The sequence below is a fragment of the Vibrio owensii CAIM 1854 = LMG 25443 genome (assembly GCF_000817815.1).
Classification (GTDB): domain Bacteria; phylum Pseudomonadota; class Gammaproteobacteria; order Enterobacterales; family Vibrionaceae; genus Vibrio; species Vibrio owensii.
Genome location: NZ_JPRD01000015.1, coordinates 339,635 through 358,909, shown reverse-complemented (window position 1 = coordinate 358,909; position 19,275 = coordinate 339,635). Strand labels below are relative to the sequence as shown.

Genomic DNA, 19,275 nt, shown 5'->3' with positions numbered 1-19,275 from the left:
ATAGTTCCCCTAGTGGGTTTTATGAAGAAGAATGTTATAAATTAAGCCAAGGCTATTAAGCGTTCGACTTTTCTTCGCTTTCCGTCTCGGAATTAGCTTCAAGGTGATTTGTTGACTTAGCTCCTGGTAAGGTGCAAATCAGATCAACAATCTCCATGATAATTGCTTCCAATTTAGGTCTATCTGTATCCGAACCATTGAATACATCGACATTTTCTAGTTCAGCACTCAGGACACTTAAACTGTGGCCGTAATTGAGGAATGAACTATCCAAATGACCAAAGTCTCGACACTTCGCCACAAGGTTATCAAGGACAACTAAGGTTAAATCAGCTTCAGTATGAGACTGATCAATAAACTTTTCGTTATCAGTTGATGCTTTGCGTAAGCGAAATGCCGTCACATTCATTAAATGCTTAAGTTGCTCTTTTAGATCAAGCAGCATGGCATCAATATCGTGATTGAGGATCTCGTTTTTATTAAAGTACTTTGAGTAGAAACCCTTTAACTTAAAGCTTTCTATCATTTGCTCAGATTTTAATTTGATATCATCAGCATACTCAGTTAACTCAGGCTTGCGTTCTAACAAATGTTTAATTTTGTTAGGCAAGTCTTTCGTTATCTTCATTTGCTCAATTTCAAACTTGTATCTGGCAACACTAAGTCTCTCGAGAACTTCATTATGCTTTGAGACTGGATATACCAATGCTTTACCAGTAGTGTAAAAACCGACATCTCGATTTAATTGATCTATAAGGTCAAAGCATTGTTGGAATCGTGCCAACTCTAACTTAGTCAAAATCGTTATTGATGTATTGGCATCAATCTCGATATTGCCTGTTAGGGAACGGTTTAATTCAATTGATTTAAAGTTTTTCATCATGTATTCCTTATTCACTTATCAGTAGAGTTTAGAGACACACGACGCCCCAGTAGGGAGCGCAATGTTCCCTGTTGGGTTGTTTATTAAATGTAATTAGAACTCGTTATAGCTTGCTTCCATCAGTATATGAAGGAGTATGCTATTTGATTTGGATTATTTCGTACCCATGAAAAGCTCGTAAAAGCATTTCTGTGGATAGACCATCCCATAACAAGGAGGTTAATCCCCTGTATGGGTAGTTTAATTTAAGGTTGGTTAATCAATTTTCGCCTGCCGATGTAGGCCGGGTTCTTCATTTCCACAGTGAATATCTGTTAAATTACGCCTTATGCGGATATTCAACCTTCGCTGAAATTTGCACGCACGTTAATTTACTAACTATCAGAAAGGAGGTGTCACAATGTGACAAGCTCATCTTAAGAGATAGTATGGGGGGGTTTTCTAAAGGCTCTAATAAAAAGCACTTAGAAAACCACCAGCCACTCCGCGCATATAGACTGGTGAGTTTACTCTAGCATCAGTGACCTATTGACTAATGCATTTCGATATCGGCTTCCGGGTGGATTTTAAAAGCCTGAGAGCAATGTTCACATTCTACCTCTGTTCCTCTTGGATCACCGATATAACCCTCTGTCATTTCATCGCAGTGTGGGCATTCAACTGTCACCTCTTTGGCCGTCATACTTGTTGCTTCTTTCACGTTACTATCCTTTGTTGGGAATCTCTGTTGCAGACAAACGTTGCTTGAGAATAGCAACGAGTAACTCAGCGTCGTTCAACGCATCAATTGGGTCTCTTTGCTTAGTAGCCTCAAGCTGCTTCTTTATCCAAAAAGAACATGCTGGATCGGCTAGTACTCGACCTTCTAAGGGGTTATTAGGATGACTCATTTGTTGTACCGATATGGTTAATGGAATTTTAACACCGCAGGAAATAAGTAGATCGCTATGTGCGAATCGACCTGGAGAATCATTAGTAAGAAGCTGTCACAGTGCGACCTGGCGACCTTTAAATTTGATTAGGTGGCATACCAAAAAACTCTTAACAAGAGTGCTTAAGTATAACTTGGAATAGTGAATTTTGGATAAAGAAAGGAAGCCCGCGCAGAGATTGAAAACCCTTTTTGGGACATTTCCCTCTGGCTAGATTTGTTTTTTGAACTTACTGATGTTTGCTGCTTAACAATTATACTGAAATTAGCTTGGGGGTCAACATAGCAGAACTGTCGCTACTGCCAGCCCCCTCTATAAGAAAAACTTTCGACCTTGTGTCTTCTTTCGAAGTCTACTGCGAGTCTATTATGATCCAAAGTGAATAAGGCCCTAACGTTAGGGCCTTATTGATTAAGAAATGACTATTCTTCAAGCTTTGATTCATCTAATGGGAAGTAAGCCCAGTTAGATTGACCATCACCATCGATATAATCATACACCGAGCCCCAATTTGGATTGGTGTCCGGGTCATCCGCCAAATCAGCTACATTCTGATAGATACAAGTGGCGAGTTCAGTCATAGGTTCATTGCGACTTTTTTTGCGGAATGATTTGCCCAACAACAGAGCACGAACACCAACTGTAGGTACAGATCGCACCTTTCCACCGATTTGATAGTTCACGTTTTGCTTACTGTAGAAAGAAGCTTGCTGAGAGATTGCGTCGTAATTCAATGCAGCCAATGTCCATTTACCTGAAGCTAAGTAGTCCTGCACAACTTTATATGGTGCGCCGCCAACTAGAACAAGTGGTTTGCTTACATCGTTAACATCGCCTTTATTTTTCACTTCAGTCACATGGATATTTAAGCCGAAGAAGTAACCTAGAGCCTCGGCTGAGACCATGGAACCTCCCCACGATCCAATTTCCTGACCTTTAAGCATCGACAGTTCAAACTTCTTTGGTTGATCGTCGTTACCAAGTCCAAATTTACTCCACAGACTTTTGCTTTCATTCGTTTTTGGTTGGTAGCCCTTTGGAATTAGAAGATGTACAGCCTCTTCATGCAAGCCAGTCAAAATCTTAATTCGATTCTGGTTTACCTTTTTAGGGTTACGCTTTGCGTTGTAATTGAGCACATCTTCTTGAACAATGCCAAGAGAGTACTCTTTATTCATCATCCCAAGTAGGTTTGAGACAGAGCCTGTAGTCTCAGCAACATTCAAGTCTGTACTAATAGTGTCAGCACAGTAACTTTGAATGTCTTGACCCATTGCATAGTAGTTGCCATCCGTACCGCCTGTACCCATATTTAGTGTTTTTGCCGAAACGGGTACCGCCGCGATTGCTACCATCATAGATAGCACTGTAGCTTTTAATTTCATTTTTACTTCCCTTTCTCTAATCAATTAAAACGGACTTTCTGAAGTCGTTGTATTGTTTTGGTAGCTATCTGTACTTGAGCCAGTTGAATCGCTGCCAGCTAAATAGCTCATAGCCGACAACGCCAATACGATGGTAAAGATAACAGCGACAACAATTCGCATAACCGTAGTTGTGCCCTCAGGCTTAGTTTGTTCTTTTGACATACGCCCCTCTCTAATCGTTGTCTAGTTCGTAATCTGCAACTGAGTTTTCAATAGTAACCATCGCTTCTTGGAAGTCCTGATCGATTGCAGCGAAGGCTTCCATACCCAGCATATTTTCAAGCGAATCTTTTTCTGATTTAGCAAAGCTCATCGCATCATTTACGATCTCGCTAAATTCAGCCATATCCTTGTACTCCTTCACTTTCAAGGATAGATTTTTGTGCGCGTGCCCTGCCCGTTCAACACTCTGCTGTACCAATTCATAGGCCTTTTCGACTTTTTCAGCCATCTGGCACATACGTGTATAGTGACTTGACGACTTGTCAGTTTCAGCGAGTTTTGATTTCACTTTATTGACATATCCACCCATTTTATCGCGGGCTGCGCGAGCACCATCCAGTCGAGTTTGTGAATCTATGACCAAATTTGTAAGCGTCTCGATTTTGCGAGTTTTCGCCTCTTCAATCATGTTTGCAATGACACGATTTCGCATTTTTTGCTTAATGTGCTTATCGTTCATCTTCAAATATCGGAGGGCATAGAACATTAATGCCATACCCCCAACACCGACAAGTAAAGCAAGGGTACCGGTAATAATTTGTAAAGCGATAAAGCCGGCCAGAATCACACCTACCAAACTAAATGCAACAAAGCCGATATTGCGTGCTGTAGCCGTAACAGGAGCGTTCTGTTCACGTTTAATTTCTGCAATTTGGTTATTACCTTGCTCTACGAGACTGCCTAGGTGTAACACCTTAGTTGTTTCTGTCACAAGCTACCTCCAGTAACATTTAATTCCATATAAATTTCCATTGTTGGTTAAGTTGTTATGTAACGCTTATTGAATTTAAGCATGTACCAATTGCCCAGCCGTATACATGCGCATAAGATCAGGAACCTTGTGTATGTGGTTTAGATCAGAGAATCACTGGCTGCTATCAGTGTTCAATAAGTCATAAAAAAAAAGCCGCGAATGACGCGGCTTTAAATTTTGATTTAAAAGTCATGTGTATCAACATAACGATACCTAAAAATCCTGAAATAAGACCTTTAGGTATTAGCCCGGTCACCCAGGCTAGCGCACGACCACTTCCGTAGTTGTAGGTCGGATTAGTTTCTCTTTTCGAAGTAAGTCAAGCACCAAAGCTCCGACTCTATCTTTTCTGACAACGAAGAAAATAGGAGAAGCGAGATGCCTTTTCTTTCCATCGATCGTAACGGTATTAGTTGACTGCTCGTATTCTACATATTGTTTCATCATCATATTCTCTTAGTTGGGACTCCCTTAAGCACGCTGCGAGCAACATGCTTAAGGTGGAGCCCCAACCGAACAGATAATGAAATAGAATCTAAGTCATACCGATACTGGAGGAACTAACGCGCTAGCCCAAGCCAGTATAACGTTAGTCCTCTTCCTCGGAGTTACTTGTTCATAAAAAGAACAACTTGATTACTTACTTCATTGTCATCAGTATCGATTGTGACATCGTTAGTACTGAAACTTACAGAAGACAGACACAAACAAATGGACGCTAAGACCTTATAGATCATAGTTCAGTCCTCGCGAACTCAAGAGCTCGATGAACTTCCGCATTGAATGCTTCTTGCGTTTCACAACTTATCACCACCACATCACCTTCGGAATATGAAACGATCTGTAATTTCTCCTGTAGAGAAAAACAACAATTTATACTGTCCCCATAGAGCCAGTGATAATCGTGACCGTTTAGGTAGTTAGTTTGCAACTCTTCGAAATCAAGAGCTGAACTTCGTACCAAATTATTTCCGAGGCAGGATAACTCAGCATTAAAGAAATTCTTATCTTCTAGCTTGCACAGTACAGTTAAGAATTTAACTGCTCGTGCTACGTATCGCTTATCCTGGTGTTCTTTTACCCAAGGAGCTCGTCGTTTTATCCAGTAAAGTTCGCCCACTACGTGGTCAATCATTCTTGATATCTGATTTGCATTAAGGGTTTTAAGATAATCAATCAAAGACCAGCTGTTAGCCGGCTTTGCAATGAAGTTTTCGATTGCTTTTTCCATGATAAGTAGCTCCAATTTTGTTGAGAGACACTTACCCCCTAGTAAGGAAGTAAATGTCCCTACTAGGGTTTAGATTTAATAAGGCCAATGTTGGCCCGTTGTTTGATTACTGAATAGAATGTTTGATTAGCATTTCGATAAAATCGAAGAACCGACCTAGCATAGAATCAGCAAAACTTATCAAACCGGTTATGCCGAACCACATAGAAGTACGCACACCGTGATCTGGGTGATTTAAGTACCAATAAACTTTGCGCCACATTGATGCACGTTGAATCACAAGGTTTAAAGGTTCCTTTGAGTGAAATTTCACACCAAGTAAATCAGCAGTATCGTATTGGATTCCTACCGATTGCTTAGTTACACCTTTCGTTCCTCCAGATCCTATGCAAATAGCAAGAGTCCAAGTGCCATTGTCGGGGTTTTTAATTACGACGGGCTCTCTACGAAAGAATTTTCGTTTATCTTGTTTTGTAGCATCAATGTAAGCATTGTGCATTCTTACTACAGGTCTGGCGAAGTCGCCGTTAGGTAGTTCGATACATCCATTAAAGTTAGCTTTCACAACCATAATTATTACCCCAATCGACTTCGCACAAACATTGCCGAAAATACTGCAATCAGTACGATAGTTCCTATTGAACCTCCGAAGAGGACAAGAATTAACGTTATTTTGCTTTCTATTACGTGTCCGAATAGCGTGTAGTTGATGTCTTTATCCATAGTTGTAAGTCCTATTTAGAATTCTGAATTTGACAAACAAGCACTCCAGATGGAGTGCAGGCTTATCAATAAGTTCAAGTTATCAAGCTGTCATTCAATAAGAACAGACTTAAAACTTACCCAGAATCTTTATAGGCAACGTCGAAGTAAACATGCACACCAGATGCGATCACAGAGACTATTTGTCCAATGACGAACAGAGCTACGTGAATGTCCATTGCACCAACTTGAGTTAAGATACCGTAAAGACCAACGCCAGATAGACCGACAGCATTAGCAATTACAAGGTTACATGCTGACTGTGCGATCTTTTTGCTTGGGCTGTTATTTACAGAATCTTTATTCACCTTACGGTTACACTTTTTTTTCTGTTGCTTCGCAAGTTTTTTCATCACATTGTGATTTTTTACTTGAGTAGACTTTTGCTTTTTTACTTTATTAATATTGCTCATAATTTATTCCTCATTTAATTTTAAAAAAAAGGTACAAATATGAGCATCCCGAAGGGTGCTAATTTGTACCCTTCGGTAGTTTTAATTCATGTTTAGTGAATTATGTTTAAAGTTTGTATAAATGCCAATATTGCAATTATCACATCGTATTTATCCAAGATTACTCTTTTTGATTTTAACAATATGACAATCGCATATATAACAGTTACAGTTATTAACCCTTGAGTCATCCATATACATGCCGTTGCTAAGTTAGCACTCATTTGGAACACACCACCTATAGCGAGCACACTTGACACAACGAAAATTCCAAACATAAGCATATGTTCTGAATTTCTAATATCAAACCTATCCTTTCGGATCTTGTATGCACCTACAAAAGCGATGTCTATTCCTAAGAATGCATTCTGTACAAACACTGGAACAAAAGGCCAACCTATAATATTGAAACAAACCAAAACGACAAAACAGATTAGAAACACTTTATCTGAATGAGGGACTACCTTATTGGATAGTTTTTCATCATATTCAGTAAATCTATCTACTTTAGAAACGTTTGTTTGCTTGCTATTTTCTTTATTTGAATTTTTCATTTTTTATGTACTCCTGTTTTATTTATTATGAAAAATATTTTTTAAATAACCCAGAAAGCACAGCATCCAACTAGAGGACGTGCCCCTAGAGGGATATTTAATTGTCTATCAAAGATAGAAGTCTTTAGCCTGCCAGAGACAGCGGTCTTCAATTTCCACAGTAGAATATCTGCAAAACCAAATGATCAGCATTTAAAATCTATATTTCAAACGTTTTCATGTAGTTTACTGCCTATCAGTAAGATGATGTCACGATGTGACGGGGTATCTTAGAAGATAGAAAGGGGATGGATAGCTAAAGTCTCTTTATCAAAAAGAACTTAGCTAACTGCCTGGTAAAACAGCCAGGCACTGTCACCAAAAGCGGAAAATGTGAATGCGGTAACCATCATAACTGATAGTTGGAGTTGGGGTTTCTTTAAAGTCACTAGGTTTAGTAAGCTTAAAGAAACCCCAACATAACTTGTGCACTAGCACAGCTTTTGAAGGGGAAGACTCCGACATCACCTATTCAGTGTTGTCGTTGTCTTTTTTTACTTTTTTTCATGAGATAGTAAGTGTTTTTTATTCCACTGTTCTATCTTTGGCGCATAAAGCGTCAGTAGTCCTATGAATAAGCCAACACCAAAAACGATATGTACTAAAAGCATAGGAATCTCCTTATTGTTTACTTAACTAAAATTATACTACTTTTTAAGCTTGTTAGCGACAGCTACCAAAACCAAACCAGCTACGAACAATTCAACTTGCGCAAGCGTGATTTTGTGGTCCAAAGCAGCAGTTACAAACGCACCTGTAAAACCAGCTTCACCGATTTTCTCAAGGAAGTATGCGATTGTGGCAGTATATTTTTTTAAGTAAGCAGTTAGTTTATCTAGGTAGTAACCTAGTACGTATTTGTAATGGTTCATAATTTTTCTCCTCTTTTAATTATTTGATTTAATTTAAAGAGGACTATCCCAGAAGAGGGATAAGCCCTCTTCGGGTTTGTTGTTTTGTTGATGATTAGTATTCACCGCATCCACATGGACAAGTGTTTGATGTGAGGCCGTGTTTACAGTACCCATCTTCATTAAAGGGGTTTTCATCGTAATTGTGAGAATCATGGTAGTAATCCCAGCGTGCTGACTCTGATAGTAAGGCCAATGCCAATTCACGTTCTTCAACTGTGAGCGAAGAAAGAACTTTGTCTATCTTTGCTGTTACAGAATTTGAAAAAAGCTTTTCGGTATGATGACCTTCGTTACATGCAGATTCCTGACATTTGTCGAATTTAGCTGCTAACTGTTCTTTCGTAATCATGACAATCTCCTAATTAAGCTGATTGATGTTTACGAGCGACCAGATCGGAAAAAAATGAGTAAATATCCCATCCTTTTGTTCCAAGCTTTCCAGTCTCAGCCATTGATTCAATTTCAAATAGAGTCATGTCCTTGCCAAATAACTCCATAGCGGTGTCTTTGACTGATTGTTGGTTCTCTTGTTTGTTCATGGTATGCACCTTTCGTAGCAAGAGAAGAGATCTGCTACCCGATGAGGATAGAAAACTCTTCGGAGTGGCTAGATTTCAACAATGACATTTCCTGTATTGTCATAGACTGTTTGAGTTAACAGATTTGCCTTTAGCATATGTTCAAGCGCGTGTGCGATTGGGCCAGTATGGTGATAGCAAACATGCCCCATTTCAGAAACAACTTTTCCTGTTAATGGGTCTCTCAAATTCTGATTGACGATGGTAGAACTTATATAAGCCCCGTCTTCCCCATAGCGTGCGCCGATGTGAAAAATCTCAACATCTTTGCCAGGAAAACAGTAAAGCTCAAAGTAACCGTTATCAACATTGCATGTACCTAGATCAACAAAACCTTTAGTGTCAGACCAAGGGTTGATAAATTTAAGTTCAGTCATTTTCGTTCTCCAATTATTTACAAATACGATGAATAGTCTGTTGTGAACCATTTTCGTTCCAGGTGATATTGTTTAGATATTGTTCTGGTTTAATGTAATTAACTGATTTCAAGATCTTAACTAGCGTTTCAGCTAGATCTTTATGAAGAAAACGACCGCCAATAGATTTCTTAAACTCAACATCTGAGTATTCAAAACCTGCTGGATAGTTGTCATTTTTAACAGTCAATTCAACTTCAACAGCACCGCTTTGCTCAATTAGACTTTTAGTACCTAAACGAGTAATTGGTGATATTTTCAGTTGATAAGACTTGCCGTTGACATCGAAGCGTTTGAAGTAACCTTCACCTTCTAGTGCAACAAGTTGTAAATTGAATAAATTCATAAGTAGCTCCTTTAAAAAAGTTTGAAGGAACTACATCCCAAAGGGGATACATGTAGTTCCCTTTTTGGGTTGAATTAATTTTTTAGCCTGCTGACAGGGGTCTTCATTTCCATAGTGAATATCTACTAAATATCTAATTACGAACTCAATGAGCGGTAAAAAGAGATTTACTAATTATCAGAAAGATGATGTCACAGTGTGACGTTGTATCTTAAGAGATAATAAGGGGGGTATACCTAAAAGCTCTCAAAGAAAGCGCTTAAGTATAAACCTGGTTCAGCACCAGGTTAGCGCACCAAAACCTCAATAGGACCTTGGGTAAGATTTGAATTAGCCAGCCAACTACTAACCATTGCCCCTAGACGCTCTTTTCTTGCAAGAACGAACAGTGGCGAGTTTAACTGGATGTGACGACCATTTAACTCAAGAGTATTTGTTCCAGAATCGTAATATGCTTGCATGTTTTATCTCCGTTGGGGTTCCTCTTAAACCTACTCTATGAATGGATTTAAGAGGAACCCCAACATAAAATATGCCTCAGCATATAAATGTTGGTTAGTTCCGTGCACTAAAAATATTTATAGCTAAGTACGAGTTAAGTTCACTAACACCTTCCCAAACAAAGGAACTCGTGAAAGTTTCATCTCTCGTTCAATAGCCTCAATATCTTCTTTTGTAACTACAGTATCCTGCATTTCTCGTTTCCAAGATTCTTCAGATAGAACTGCTCCCAACCAAAATCCAAATACATCATTAATAGTCAAGTCGTCAAATGGTTCATTGATTATTAATTGATTCGGATTTGAAGCAATCACCGCTTTGATAGAAGTGACTTTCATTGGGTTTACAGTACCGTTGAGTATGTACTCTGTTTGTAGCTGTGCAAATAGTACTTCGAACTTTGTCATGGTAAGCAGCCTCCAAGCTGAGATACTTAAAGGATACCTATCCTTAAGCGGAATTAGTAAGCATCCCGGTTAAGGTTTGATTTGAGTTAGTTTCAGATTAGCGCTGTGCTTGACGAATAAGGTCAAACTGGATTTTATCTTTGCGCTGGTATGAAAGTTTGTTGGATGGAAAGACTGAGTCTAAATAACCTAATTGCTTAAAAAGTAATTTAGCTGAGACCAAGAAACAATTATTTACAAGCACAACATCTTCTGATGAAACGTCATCATTGTTATGAGTTGGTTTCAAGATATTGTTGTAAAATTGCTTTTCATACCAAACTCCGCCTTGTTTATTAGAAAAGAACTCCATCAAATCGTGAGATTTAAAAGTATATAGTTCTTCCATGCGGATATCTGTAACTTCATTGTTGATTATGATTTGCATAAGTTTTCCTCATGATGAGAAATATACTTATGGCATCCGTGAGGAATATCATAGGTATATCCCTCTGGATTATTGAATTGTTGTTTATAGTAAATGCGATTATTTCAGTGCATTAGTTACTGAGATTTCCAGGCCATAGCGGATACTACTAAATTTCGAAGTGCGAACTCTTTGAGCAGCATTAAGAAATTTACTTATTATCAGTAAGATGATGTCACGGTGTGACGAAGTATCTTGAGAGATAAAAAGGGGGGTATACCTAAAAGCTCTCGTTAGAGAACGCTTACGTATATATTGATTTTGTTTTTTTTGGGTACAACTAGGAAGCCCGCGCAACGATTTTACTTGAACCCTGTGTTCAGGGGCGTTCCCGTTGGCAAGAACTAGTTAGGTAAGACCTTAATAGACAGTCACTATCAAGTGACTGTCAATCATATTACATGAAGTTCTAGAACTCATCAAGAAATCTGGATTTTTTATTCTGAGGAAACGAGATGTAAAGCTCTTCAATGGCACGTGTCATCCCTACAAAAAGCAATCTCCTTTCCTCTGCAATCTCTAGCCGTGAACTTCCCTTAGGGGGCAGAACATCTTTTGCCACATTCATGATCCAGACCTTATTCCATTGAAGCCCTTTTGATGAATGGAGAGTTAGGAGCTCAACTCCTTTTTTTTCTTCTTCTTCATCATCCTTATCGTTCCCCTTCTGAGCTTTCTCAACGATACGCATGAATGTCTTTGCCGCTTCGCGAAATGATGAACTTGTGCTTTTTCGTACGATCTTTGAAAATGTTCCAAGCATAGATACTTCGCTTTTCTTTAGTGTGGCCTGCCCTTCGATCATTCGATTTACCACCTTCAGCCCCTCATCGATCGAATGGTCAAAAGAAAGCAATTCGGCAATAGTACTAAATAGGACCTCATCTGGTGTTGTAGCGGCAACTTTGCCTTCTGGCAACTGGTAGTTTTCGATAAGATGCCTACGACTTAAACCACCAAACTCTTTACTATCTTCTATATCGGCATCACTAGCACCCATCCATGCAAGGATATCAGGACCATTCTTCTTTTGACGTTTAACAAACATCTCGAGAATCTTGTAATAGGTATCACAGAAAGGTGAACTTAATAGCGAGTCTGCCTCTTTCGTTACATAGGGGATACCGTTGTCCTGGAACATGCCTATCAGTTCCCATAGCTTACGGTTCGTTCTCGCTAACACCGCCCAGTTACTAGGGTCTTCGTCAGCTTTTATCTTCTCTAGTATCTTATCTAACTCATCTTCAAAGTTAGTAGCCTGAACAATTGCAACCTTGCCACCCTCGTTATGGATAGACTGCATATCTTTATCGAGTCTATCCTTGTTATTCTCAATCAGCCTCTGACCAGCAAAGAGTATCTGTGGTTTGCACCTGAAGCAAACATTCAGGACACGCGTAATGGCATTGAATTTCTCTTTATATTGAATAAAGTTTTCATAGCCATTACTACCACGAAAACTGTAAATACTCTGGTCATCATCCCCCACCACCAATGTGGTTGTGTCAGTATTCGCGTACGCCATCAACCACCTCAACTGCGATTGGTTACAATCCTGAAACTCGTCAACTACGATGTGCGATACGGGTAGCCTCGGTACATTTCCATTCTCCTGGCCCTTGACTACAGCTCGGCAAATTGATGGGAAATCCCACTTTTTTCGTTCCCGTCTAAATTCATCAAATTTAACAAATATGTCGTATCCATCAGGATTCTTGTCAATTTCATCTTCAGGGATATCAATGAAACCAGAAAAGTGGTCTACGGCACTCAGGGCCACATCCATTTTGGTTTTCGTGTGACCGGTAGATTTCACAGCACGCATTACAAGGTTGTAACGCTCTCCCGGGTTTATCAGTTCAATCTTAGCCCCGCCGAGAGCTTTTCTTAATTGCTCCAAAAAGGTACTGTCGAATGTTGAAACACGTGCGTGCGCGTCATAAGTATCTCGGCCCATCTTACTAATCAGACGTTCCCGTAATTCTTTGGCAGCTTTGCGGGTAAAGCTGATGGCCCAAACAAAGGCGTAAGGATTCTCCTGTATACGTTGAACTATGTATTCTACTGATGTATGACTTTTGCCCGAGCCGGGCAGCGCGATACAAGCGCAATGATCCTCAGTATCGACTACTGCTTGCTGCTGTGGTAATAGACTCATTTTTAATTTTGCTTAGAAGGGTTCATAACTAGAATCTCATGTATTCTTTGAACTTTCAATTAGATCAGAAGCTACGCAAGTGCCGAGCACTCTTTAAGCATTTGAATAATATAGTTTTAATATCACATTAACGGACCGTAATGTTAAGGAAGGGATAAGACTCTGGGTGACTACTTATCTTATTCGTGTGTTTGCACCAAAATTTGTTACCGTTCCTGTCCATTCCCTTTATTTATCGATATGATCAGAGCCTGTATTTGTTCAAATGTTACTATTTACATATAGCGATTACATATTAAACCATTGGATTACGAAATTTGAAATTAGGATGAATTAAGCATATGAAAAAGATTTCTCATTTTAGCGTCGTTGCGATGCTATCTGTCACTGTATCCGTCTCAATGCTTTCTGGATGCTCGTACAATCGTGTTACCGCAAATAATACCGAGTACATGGAAACTAAGTCATTATCTGATGATATGCCGGAAACAGGTTTTAGTGACGCTCAACAGTTCTTATACAGTATCACTCGAGTTAAACCTGAGGGTTCGAACAATCTTGATGACTTTAACGCATTCCAATTCACACAAACAGATCCTACTTTAGCAAATGCAGCTGGTGCCGCTTTAGCTATCCCACAAAGTCCCTGGCTTGCATTAAACAACTTCTTAGTCTCTCAAGGTAGAGATCAGGTTACTCATTACCGAAATAACATGCTTATTCTACTATCTCCCATGAAAAGCACTTCATCAACTCCAAAAGAAGATTTTCATGCTGAAGTAGTAGGTGTTGCTGATGAACTAACCGCTGATGCAATGACGATGATAAAGGATGCTTATAATCTCGCTGGCACCCCCGTCGATCATGTCTTTGCTGATGTTGAACAACGCTCTGGTCATTTTAGCTGGTTCAGCCCAGAATTCATTATTCCGTCTAACGTTGACTACTGCCCTTCAGATATCGAATCATTAGATGCGCTAGGAGACAGTGAGCTTGAATATTGTTCGACTGCACTAACAAACCGACTGTTCGTTAACTTTAACAACCCTGCAAATAAACATGCCGTACCTTTAGCTATCAACGGTAGCTATGGCTACAAGATCATTTATCTACCAGATGGTTTTCCTGTTGAGTTCCTGAAGTCTGACAACCCGAATTCTTACGTATTTATGCCGTCATTCATGTACCATAAGAGTAATATTCTATCCAAGATGGATAAGAACGCTGTGTTAGACATGGCCCGAGAAGGACGAATTTCTCTAAACCCATTACTTAAGAATATACACACCGGTGAATACCACTATTTCAATGACGAGATCAAGTCATATCAAGAAAGCCCATTGATTAGAATCGATGAAGAAAAGGTTTTTAGTAGTAGTCAGTTGTGATTTATTTCCGTGAATTACTTTAAACAAGACCGCCTAGTGGCGGTCTTGTTGCTTCATATCTATATCATTTGAATGACGCTAGTGCTTAGTCAGCAAAAATCCCGGTCTGGCACCCCTGTAAATTTGAAGAGTCTGAACACTCAATTGAATTCAGAGTATCAGCTGCGTCTATAGCTTCCCTATAGGTCGTCTGCGCATCATTTTGGTCGCGTAGTTCCTGTAGTGATGCTGTATCGTTTCGACCATATGGGTTTACATAGCTATTGTCTTTTGTCCATTCAACTAAGGTATCTTGCCCATCTGGAAGAGTTCCACTTTGGACCGCAAGTTCGTACCATTCACTCAGATCGATAATACTAAAGTCAACTAAAGCAACCTCAGCAATAGAAAGACCGCGGCATTGTTGGGTGTTATACCATTGAGCCGGGCTATATGACGTTCCGAATGGCTCTGGTTGCTGTATAGCTTGAGATACAATAATTCTGGACAGTACAGACTCAAAGCAGCAATACTTATCCTTATGTTTGTTCATGCATATGCCAAATTTCTTGTTACAACTTTGCTTATATGCAAACAAACATTTTTTCCCTTTGATCTCTTGCGGCATATCCATTTCTTCGTCTTTACATCCATTAAACTTTTGATATAAAGCCAAAGCGATTTGTACGACAGCATAAGCAGCTGCGATCCATGCCATTGCCACAGCAACCGTCGCAATCCCTTCTGCAACTACTGACGCTGCAGTCGTACTCCCTGCCCCACCAGATGCAGCACCAAGACCCATAGACTTACCGGCTTCAATAATTGCGGCTTTCATCGCTTCTGGTAATAAATTAACAATATATTTTGAAGCGTAATTGATAACCTCAGCTTTAATTTTACTTTTTAGCTTCTCTGTAAGGTAGTCTACCCACATGTTTTCGCCAGCCGAACCATTTTCTTGGGTTGGCCGTTCGCTATCATCACCTTTAGTATTATCTAGTTGATTTGAATGTGTGTCAGCTGTTTGACTCGTAACATAACCCCATGGGTCATTGGTAAAAGCATCATATTGAGTACTAAAAGTATCACCAGCGGATTCGATCGATTTCCATGCACCAGTATCAGCGACACCCCACCAGTCATTTGGTACCCAGCCATCACCTTCACCTTCACCGATAATGGTACCATCGGTACCAAACATGGCATTACCCATTGATTCTGAGATGCCGAACTGAGAGTCTGCAAACGATGCTAGTGACATCATATTTGTTGCCATTTGAAATAGATCAATAGTTCGGCCTTTAAATTCCTCACAACAATCAATTAAACCAAACTGGTCATAGCTGCAATAGCGCTTTTTGCCAACGAATACTTCGCATGTATTAGCATCGCTGTTATCGGCGCAATTCATGTAGTTTCTCATTTCGCTGACTACTGCTAATTGAGATACTACCTCTGCAAAATCAGTATTTTCCCCTGAGGTTCGTACATCACATTCATCACCTTCGCTGCAAGGAAGAATTTGCTGACAAGTTGATTCTACAGGTACTTCTACCCAAGCGTTGGAGTTATCAACGCAGGTATATGTATTTTGCTCATATAAGCAACTGCCATCATCTTTTTCGTAACCATCAACACATTCTCGACCACTCCAGCTGCATTGTTCGTCATTATTAGCTAAATCGGTGCACGTATCTGGAAGTGACTTGATTTGTGAATAAGAAAGCCCGTCAACTTTCCCACCATTCAGCGGGTCATATGTAACATCTTTAGCATGAGCTACCATACATATTGATGGGTTCGTATCGCCATCAAATAATGCTGGCATATTCAGGTCAAATTTTTTCGTTAGACCAGTAAGCTTAACGTATTGTAGAGATACGGATGTAAAAGCAAATCGACCTGTCTTTATATCATGATCTGTTGGGGTGAAATCTATGTATTTCGTTCCATCGACTATGAAATAGAAGTATCCGTACTCATCTTGATGTATTTCAAACTTGTATTTTTTATTGTTTGCCCACTTTAATGAGGTATTTGAGTAAATATTATCAACTACGAGCGCTGAGTTCCCGTAAGCATCAGTTTCGTACTTATCCACCGGAAAGTTTATACCCCAGTCACCGAACCTGCCTTCTAATGTACGGTAATTGGCATAGGACTTGACCATATGCAGTCCCTGCCAAGCTCCATTGCTTTTAGTATTACCTGTCCACAGAATCATGTAGTAGTGGTTGTTATCATCGTCTGCAGCACCGGGAACATAATCATCACTTTTTGGATCTTTATTCCAGATAGGTGTTTCTGGATACCCGACAATGAAACCAAAGGTGTCATCATCACTTCCTGGCATTGTTATGTTACCTTCGAACCAGATTTCACCAACATCATCTGCTGAACCATATGCCGACCAAGGTCCATTTTGCGTCGAAGTTGCATCATACCCACCATTGGATATATTCCAGTTCTTTACATTATCCCACTCGATCCAGTCTTCCATACCAATGGTACGATCTTGGTCAATTCCTAAATCGCACTCCCAACCAGATGTTGTATAGTAGTTCGACTGAATTTTTTCTAAACAGCCTTCTGGTTCATATATGTTTTCGAACTCCCAGTCTGTATAAATATCTTTGTTAAATTCTACATCTACGTAAGCAAAAGCTTCACCATCACCAGCAACCCCAACCTTATAGTTAAAAGAAATTTCGCTGTCATCACGTATTGCTGTTTGAAATTGACTGGTTACATCGTTTTGACCATCAAACACCCAGCTTGTACTTAGCTCGCATCCAGTCGATGTAGTTGGGAAACCACTGTTTGCCCAAGGTCCACCCTTGCCCCTGTATATCTCATTACCATCGGCACTTAGCACAAAGATATCATCGTAAACAGCTCTGTATAAGACAGCACTTTTTACATCAATGTCATTAGCGAATTTTAGAACAATGTTACTATCATATATTGAACATGCTTCACCTGGATTTTGATGTAAATAGTTATCTCCGTCTTTCCCTAAAGTTAGACGAATCCGTGTTGGGGATAATATTTGGACATTTGCGTTGTCAGCGCCTTCAATTATTTTAAGGTTAGGCTCAGTAACTTTCCTTTTTACCTGACATGAGTTGTAATTTGACACTACTGGCTTGTTACATGTTTGATATGTAACAACTTGCTTTGATGTATCCAATACAGTCTTCGTGGTCGCGGCTGTACTACAATCTCCAAAATAAGTATTTGTTCCATCTGCGACACTCTCATAAATGTCTTGGCTTGAGGTAAGCCATTCCTCTGTCGGGTCAATACCAGAAGGACGATTCTTATCTATGGTGTCGTCCACTACTGCGTATGCTTCTGCAGCCAGATTGGGTGTCTTATTCCTATTCGTATCGCCTAGATAGCTTTGATAGGAATTGTAGTTTGTAGTTATGGCTTTCGTTTGAGCTGACTCATTCCAATAGGTACCGGATATATCAGCATATGAGTTATTGGTTGCGTCATTTTCCCCGATCGTACTTACACTACCAATATTTGTATTACTTTGTAGTTGTGCGTTCGCTTGTGAATTAAGAAGCCCCATATCTAGGGTCACATTTCCACTCTGGTCAGCCGATTGAGTTTTAGTTTTTTGCACACCGCCAACAGCAAAACCAAAGTCTGCCCCCATAGCATACGCCCCTTCAAAAGATGTAGGGTCATCGACGTTTAAAACACAAGCTCCAGAGGCCTCATCGTATGTACGATCACTCGTACAAGTGACTGAGCCAGAAGGCGATATACATTGTCCATTGCTGTATGAATACCCTGAAGGGCAAGTTACAGAAGCTTCGTTAACACAAGCTCCCAAATTTGCATCATACGCTAAACCGTCTGCGCACGTGTTGATCAAATCTTCATACCAAGTTCTTATACAGGTTGTCACTACTCCTGATTCGGAATCATAGTAATTTGGATTTTCAGAATCTGTTCCGGTTGGGGTTTCCCATTCTGGTTGCGTGTTGCTTGGGTTAGAAGCATTTGGAGTTGGACACTGACGCACTACAGATTCATACGCACTCCGGTAGCACATAACCGGGTCACTAGCTGTCATTGGTGCCACTGGGCTTTCTATTGACCAATCAAGGTTAGGCAAATCTAATTGAACAATTTCGCCTGAATAACAATATCCCTCTGCTACCCCTTTTGCAGTACATTTCGCTGTAATCGGATCAATGTTTTCTATTGGGTCTTCTGACGCAGGACAACTCGCAGTTGGAGAACTAAGTGGCACATTACAAAGGTCAGGACAAACATATGAACTTGTTGATGGTGTGTACCATGCTCCTCGGCATTTACCATTCGATAGCGTTTTACCTGCAGGACAATATGGATTTTCAGAAGAACCTAATGGATTTGATACTGTTCGACATTGCTGCCCATTTGTACCTCCTGACTCTTCGTTAGTGGCACATAGTACTGCAGCTTTCTGAGAAAAATATTTAACACAGGAGTCAATATAAATTCCTAATGCGGACATGTACACATCTGTAGGTGTATATCCTGAAGTAGAACAGCCTTCCAAAATTGGAGTTGTTTCTTTCAAGATACATTGACTTCCACTTCGTGAGTAACCATCAGGGCAACTTGTTTCTGGAGCCGAAAGAGACGGTGCTGCATTCACTTCAGGCGCATACAACGTTGACGCAGCGATAGAAGCACCGCCTCCTAACCCCAAAGCCCAAGGGTTACTAATAACCTTTGTTGCTTGAACTACAAGTCCAAGAGCTCTATAAGGGGTAGAAACAGAGTTCACTCCTTGAAGCAACATAATCATCATACTGAAATATGTGACTATTATCTGTTTAAATGTTTTTCTCATAGTAT

General features: G+C 39.9%; 21 protein-coding genes. 1 reads left to right on the top strand and 20 read right to left on the bottom strand.

Annotated features, from left to right (window positions below):
- Positions 1–55: 55 nt before the first annotated feature.
- The 19 genes from H735_RS10655 to H735_RS10575 all read right to left on the bottom strand — a co-directional run bounded on the left by H735_RS10655 (position 56) and on the right by H735_RS10575 (position 13,042).
- The gene (locus H735_RS10655) at positions 56–883 is read right to left on the bottom strand and encodes a hypothetical protein (RefSeq protein WP_162184038.1); all 828 of its coding nucleotides are present in this window, start codon (positions 881–883) and stop codon (positions 56–58) included.
- Between the two features lie 532 nt (positions 884–1,415).
- Positions 1,416–1,583 carry a hypothetical protein gene (locus H735_RS30860; protein ID WP_020194646.1) on the bottom strand — a complete coding sequence of 56 codons (168 nt, stop codon included), beginning with the start codon at positions 1,581–1,583 and terminating at the stop codon, positions 1,416–1,418.
- A gap of 4 nt (positions 1,584–1,587) precedes the next feature.
- Complete coding sequence (locus H735_RS10650; protein ID WP_020194645.1) at positions 1,588–1,773, bottom strand: hypothetical protein; 186 nt, start codon at positions 1,771–1,773, stop codon at positions 1,588–1,590.
- 464 nt (positions 1,774–2,237) lie between these two features.
- On the bottom strand, positions 2,238–3,200 hold the full coding sequence (locus H735_RS10645; protein ID WP_020194644.1) for a TAXI family TRAP transporter solute-binding subunit: 963 nt from the start codon (positions 3,198–3,200) through the stop codon (positions 2,238–2,240).
- Positions 3,201–3,224: 24 nt separating this feature from the next.
- Positions 3,225–3,404, bottom strand: coding sequence for a hypothetical protein (locus tag H735_RS10640; RefSeq protein WP_020194643.1), 180 nt, complete (start codon positions 3,402–3,404; stop codon positions 3,225–3,227).
- A gap of 10 nt (positions 3,405–3,414) precedes the next feature.
- Positions 3,415–4,176, bottom strand: a complete 762-nt coding sequence (locus tag H735_RS10635) for a hypothetical protein (RefSeq protein ID WP_020194642.1) — start codon at positions 4,174–4,176, stop codon at positions 3,415–3,417.
- 775 nt (positions 4,177–4,951) lie between these two features.
- Complete coding sequence (locus tag H735_RS10625; protein WP_020194640.1) at positions 4,952–5,449, bottom strand: hypothetical protein; 498 nt, start codon at positions 5,447–5,449, stop codon at positions 4,952–4,954.
- Positions 5,450–5,555: 106 nt separating this feature from the next.
- On the bottom strand, positions 5,556–6,020 hold the full coding sequence (locus H735_RS10620) for a hypothetical protein (RefSeq protein ID WP_020194639.1): 465 nt from the start codon (positions 6,018–6,020) through the stop codon (positions 5,556–5,558).
- Between the two features lie 268 nt (positions 6,021–6,288).
- Positions 6,289–6,624 (bottom strand): hypothetical protein, encoded by a 336-nt coding sequence (locus tag H735_RS10615; protein WP_020194638.1) that lies wholly within the window; start codon positions 6,622–6,624, stop codon positions 6,289–6,291.
- A 92-nt stretch (positions 6,625–6,716) separates the two neighbouring features.
- A complete protein-coding gene (locus H735_RS10610) occupies positions 6,717–7,217 on the bottom strand; it encodes a hypothetical protein (RefSeq protein WP_020194637.1) in 501 nt (166 codons plus the stop codon).
- 686 nt (positions 7,218–7,903) lie between these two features.
- Entirely contained in the window at positions 7,904–8,128 is a 225-nt protein-coding gene (locus tag H735_RS10605; protein ID WP_020194634.1) for a hypothetical protein, read from the bottom strand.
- A gap of 94 nt (positions 8,129–8,222) precedes the next feature.
- Complete coding sequence (locus tag H735_RS10600) at positions 8,223–8,519, bottom strand: hypothetical protein (protein WP_020194633.1); 297 nt, start codon at positions 8,517–8,519, stop codon at positions 8,223–8,225.
- A 13-nt stretch (positions 8,520–8,532) separates the two neighbouring features.
- Complete coding sequence (locus tag H735_RS30855; RefSeq protein ID WP_020194632.1) at positions 8,533–8,709, bottom strand: hypothetical protein; 177 nt, start codon at positions 8,707–8,709, stop codon at positions 8,533–8,535.
- 68 nt (positions 8,710–8,777) lie between these two features.
- A complete protein-coding gene (locus tag H735_RS10595) occupies positions 8,778–9,125 on the bottom strand; it encodes a hypothetical protein (protein ID WP_020194631.1) in 348 nt (115 codons plus the stop codon).
- Positions 9,126–9,138: 13 nt separating this feature from the next.
- A complete protein-coding gene (locus H735_RS10590) occupies positions 9,139–9,510 on the bottom strand; it encodes a hypothetical protein (RefSeq protein ID WP_020194630.1) in 372 nt (123 codons plus the stop codon).
- Between the two features lie 287 nt (positions 9,511–9,797).
- Complete coding sequence (locus H735_RS30850; protein WP_020194629.1) at positions 9,798–9,971, bottom strand: hypothetical protein; 174 nt, start codon at positions 9,969–9,971, stop codon at positions 9,798–9,800.
- A gap of 123 nt (positions 9,972–10,094) precedes the next feature.
- Positions 10,095–10,418, bottom strand: coding sequence for a hypothetical protein (locus tag H735_RS10585; protein WP_020194628.1), 324 nt, complete (start codon positions 10,416–10,418; stop codon positions 10,095–10,097).
- 97 nt (positions 10,419–10,515) lie between these two features.
- Positions 10,516–10,845, bottom strand: coding sequence for a hypothetical protein (locus H735_RS10580; protein ID WP_020194627.1), 330 nt, complete (start codon positions 10,843–10,845; stop codon positions 10,516–10,518).
- Between the two features lie 448 nt (positions 10,846–11,293).
- On the bottom strand, positions 11,294–13,042 hold the full coding sequence (locus tag H735_RS10575) for a 3'-5' exonuclease (RefSeq protein ID WP_020194626.1): 1,749 nt from the start codon (positions 13,040–13,042) through the stop codon (positions 11,294–11,296).
- A 341-nt stretch (positions 13,043–13,383) separates the two neighbouring features.
- Between H735_RS10575 and H735_RS10570 the strand changes: the two genes are divergently transcribed.
- Entirely contained in the window at positions 13,384–14,430 is a 1,047-nt protein-coding gene (locus tag H735_RS10570; protein ID WP_020194625.1) for a hypothetical protein, read from the top strand.
- A gap of 85 nt (positions 14,431–14,515) precedes the next feature.
- On the opposite strand, the gene traN is transcribed toward H735_RS10570, so the two are convergent.
- The gene (gene traN / locus H735_RS10565) at positions 14,516–19,270 is read right to left on the bottom strand and encodes a conjugal transfer protein TraN (protein ID WP_080641561.1); all 4,755 of its coding nucleotides are present in this window, start codon (positions 19,268–19,270) and stop codon (positions 14,516–14,518) included.
- Between the last annotated feature and the right edge of the window lie 5 nt (positions 19,271–19,275).